Source organism: Anaerotignum sp., assembly GCF_045122575.1.
Taxonomy (GTDB): domain Bacteria; phylum Bacillota; class Clostridia; order Lachnospirales; family Anaerotignaceae; genus Anaerotignum_A.
The window spans coordinates 1-3,715 of the sequence record NZ_JBGVHV010000191.1; the positions used below are offsets into that span (position 1 = coordinate 1).

Sequence of the window (3,715 nt, forward strand, 5' to 3'; positions counted from 1 at the left end):
GGAAGTCATTCTGGATGGAGATGGAGGAAAATTGATCCTGTCTCCCGATGACATGACTCGAAGGGTCTATCAGGAAAAGCAGGCGGCGCAGCGGGAACTGAAGCAGAAACTGAAGGAAATGAATCGTCTGCCTGCGGTAACAACCGATGGCAGGAGTGTGCATCTGTATGCCAATGTGGGCAGCCTGAAGGAGATCGAACTGGCGAAGAAACATGGGGCAGAGGGCATTGGCCTGTTTCGCAGTGAATTTCTGTATATGGAAAGCAGCCGTTTTCCTACGGAGCAGGAACAGTTTGAGGTATACAGGAAAGCGGCAGAAACCATGAAGAAAACCGTCACCATCCGCACACTGGATATTGGCGGAGACAAAGCCCTTCCTTATTATCAGTTTGAAAAAGAGGAAAATCCCTTTCTGGGCTGGCGAGCCATCCGTTTCTGTCTGGATATGCGGGATGTGTTCAAAACACAGCTGAAGGCCATCCTGCGGGCGGCGGCTTATGGGGAGATCCGCATCATGTACCCGATGATTGTGTCTGTGGAGGAATTTCGCAAGGCAAACCAATTGCTGGAGGAATGTAAGCAGGAATTAAAGGAACGGGGCGTTCTTTTTCGGGAAAGCATCTCTACCGGCATCATGGTGGAAACGCCGGCGGCGATTCTGGTTGCGGAGGAACTGGCGAAGGAAGTGGATTTTTTCAGCATCGGCACCAATGACCTGACCCAGTATATCCTTGCGGCAGACAGGGGCAATCAGAAACTGACGAAACTTTATGACCCCTTCCATCCTGCAGTACTACGGGCAGTGGCGAAGGTCATTGCGGCAGGACACAAGGAAGGAAAAGAAGTGGGGATGTGCGGCGAATTTGCAGGAGAGGAACGAGCCGTGCCATTGCTGATCGGCATGGGGCTGGATGAATGCAGCATGGTTTCCGCTTCCATCGGGGCAGTTCGTTATCAGATACGGGGGCTTTCTGCGGAAAATGCGAAACATCTGGCGGAACGGGTGCTGGCGGCGGGGACGGCAAAAGAGATCAGACATCTGCTGGATCGATAAATGTTTCGGGGCATATCTGTATAGATATGCTCTTTTTTGTATGAATCTACAAAAAAGTGGCGAAAATTAAGGATTTTTTATGAATTTTAGGGGGATATTCCATTGCGTGCAAGGGGCTCCTATAGTACAATAAAAATGAAGTAATATGGCAATTTGTCAGAAGGAGGAACCCTTTTGGAAATCATAAATTGGAAGGAACTGCTTTACCCCTATGAACAGGCGGTGGAGGAACTTCTGCTGAAATTTAATAATCTGGATAAGGAATGCAGACATCTGGGGATCTATTCCCCCATTGACTCTGTTTCCGGCAGACTGAAAAAACCTGCCAGCATTCTGGATAAAGCCGGTAGAAAGCATATCCCTCCCGAACGGATCGAGGAGGAAATTGAAGATATCGCGGGGATCCGCATCCTCTGTCAGTTTGTAGAGGATATTCAGAAAGTGGTGGATATGGTGCGCGTCCGCACGGATATGACCATCGTGCAGGAAAAAGACTATGTGACCAATATGAAGCCCAGCGGTTACCGCAGTTATCATATCATCATCAAATATCCCCTGAGCACGGCCCTTGGACCAAAGGTGATCAATGCGGAAATTCAGATCCGCACCAATGCCATGAATTTCTGGGCAACGGCAGAACATTCCCTGCGTTATAAATACAGCGGAAATATTCCCGAGGATATTCAGGACAGGCTGACCAACTGCGCGGGGGCGGCCTTCCATCTGGATCAGGAAATGTCTACCATCCGCGGAGAGATTACCAATGCCCAGCGGCTGAATGAGATCAGAAGCAGCATGACATCCAACATTCTGGAAAACATCCAGAAACTTCACTTTGTGGCAAAACTGGAGGATATGGATGCCATCAACAGAGAATTTGTAGATGTATGGAACAGCCGAGATATCGACCGGCTGCGGGAATTCAACGAAAAGCTGAACGTGATGGTAGAAGTATATCGGATCTGAGGAAGGGGAGAGGAACATGGCATTATACGCCATTGCAGATCTGCATTTTTCCTTTTCCACAAACAAGCCCATGGATATTTTCGGAGACCATTGGAAGAACCACAGCGAAAAGATCATCGAAAACTGGAAACGCATAGTAAAGGAAGAAGATACGGTGCTTTTGCCCGGAGACCTTTCCTGGGGCATGCGTCTGGAGGAGGCGGCGGCAGATCTGGATGTGATCTACGCCCTGCCCGGCAGAAAGATCCTTCTGGGCGGCAACCATGATTACTGGTGGAAATCTTCCTCCAAACTGGAAGCGAGATATCCCGGGATGCGTTTTCTGAAAAATGACTTTGACACATACGAAGATTGGGCGGTCTGCGGCACGAGAGGCTGGCTCTGTCCTAACGATGTGCGGTTTACGGAACAGGATAAAAAGATTTACGAAAGAGAGCAGGTGCGTCTGAAACTTTCTTTGGATGCGGCTATGCGAAAGGGTGCGGAAAACATCATTCTGATGATGCATTATCCGCCCATGAATGATAAAAAGGAAGATTCCGCTTTTACGGAATTATTTCGGGAATATCCCATCGGAAAAGTGGTGTATGGTCATCTTCACGGAGAAGCGAGCCATGCCACAGGTTTTGAAGGGGAACGGAACGGTATCACATACGAACTGGTGGCGGCGGATTATATCGCTTTCTGCCCCAAACGGATTTTGTAAGGAGGGAAAGAAGTTGAACATCGACAAACAGAAACTGGTCACATTCCTCTGTGCCCTATGGCCCGGCGGCGGCTATATGTATTTTGGCATGATGAAAAAAGGTGCTATTCTGATGGCGGTCTTTACGGCTCTTCTGGGGCTGACCATGACCATCGGCTGGAAGTTCCTTGCGTTCCTTCTGCCTGTCATCTGGTGCTACTGTTTCTTTGATACTTTCCATGTGGCAAAGCTCCATGAGGAGATCAGAGCCATGGAAGATCAGGATTGCTTTGACAAAGTGGTGGCTTTCTGCAAGGATGACCCGCTGAAAAAATTCGAAGGCAGAAAAACACTTCTGGGTGTGCTGATCCTGCTGATGGCCCTTTATACACTGATCTACGGTGTGCTGCTGCCCTTCTTCCGCTGGGGAGAACAGTTCTACTGGGTGCAGGTGACTCTGACCGTGATCCCGACGGCAGTGGTTGCGGTGCTGCTGTTCATGGTTGGCAAAAGCATCCTGCAGAAAGAACAGGACAGAAAAGTGGACGAAGCGGAAGCGATCGGGGAAGAAGTTCTGGCAGAGGAAGCGGCGGAAGAAATGATAGAAGAATCTACATTGGAAGAAGGCAATGTGGATGAGATCGTAGAAGCGGTTCTGGAAGAAGAACGGAAAGAAGAACAGATTGCATAAGCATGAAAAGACCCTCCGATTTTTTCGGAGGGTTATTTTTATGCTTTTTTGGTTTTCTTTTTTGCAGCAGGTTTTTTGCCTGCAGTTTTCTTGGCAGGGGATTTTTTAGCAGCCTTGGCGGGCTTGGTTTCTTCCTTTTTCTTTACAGAATAGCCGAACGTGCCCAGTTTTTTGCCCAGACCATAGTATGCGCCGTGGGAATAGCAGATGGGTTTTGCTTTATCAAAGTGGAATTTGCCGGTTTCGTCCAGATAATCATCACTGACCTGAACGGAAACCACTTCTGCCAGAAACATATCGTGGGTGCCCAGAGGGATGA

Annotated in this window: 4 protein-coding genes and 1 pseudogene; 4 read left to right on the top strand and 1 reads right to left on the bottom strand. The window is 48.8% G+C overall.

The features are described from left to right. From ptsP to ACJMLT_RS09435, 4 genes are all read left to right on the top strand, one after another. Nucleotides 1-1,054, top strand: a 1,054-nt coding sequence (gene ptsP / locus ACJMLT_RS09420) for a phosphoenolpyruvate--protein phosphotransferase (RefSeq protein ID WP_405729949.1), incomplete at its 5' end; no start/stop codon positions are given. 174 nt (nt 1,055-1,228) lie between these two features. Further along, a complete protein-coding gene (locus ACJMLT_RS09425; RefSeq protein ID WP_405729952.1) occupies nt 1,229-2,020 on the top strand; it encodes a GTP pyrophosphokinase in 792 nt (263 codons plus the stop codon). A 16-nt stretch (nt 2,021-2,036) separates the two neighbouring features. Then, on the top strand, nt 2,037-2,726 hold the full coding sequence (locus ACJMLT_RS09430) for a metallophosphoesterase (RefSeq protein WP_405729955.1): 690 nt from the start codon (nt 2,037-2,039) through the stop codon (nt 2,724-2,726). Between the two features lie 13 nt (nt 2,727-2,739). Then, entirely contained in the window at nt 2,740-3,396 is a 657-nt protein-coding gene (locus ACJMLT_RS09435) for a hypothetical protein (protein WP_405729958.1), read from the top strand. 38 nt (nt 3,397-3,434) lie between these two features. Here ACJMLT_RS09435 and ACJMLT_RS09440 read toward each other — a convergent pair. Continuing rightward, nucleotides 3,435-3,715 (bottom strand): annotated as a pseudogene (locus ACJMLT_RS09440) (flavin reductase family protein); the annotation flags it as partial.

Coding starts and splice junctions, on each gene's coding strand:
- ACJMLT_RS09430 (WP_405729955.1), top strand. CDS start 2,037: ATGGCATTATACGCCATTGCAGATCTGCATTTTTCCTTTTCCACAAAC.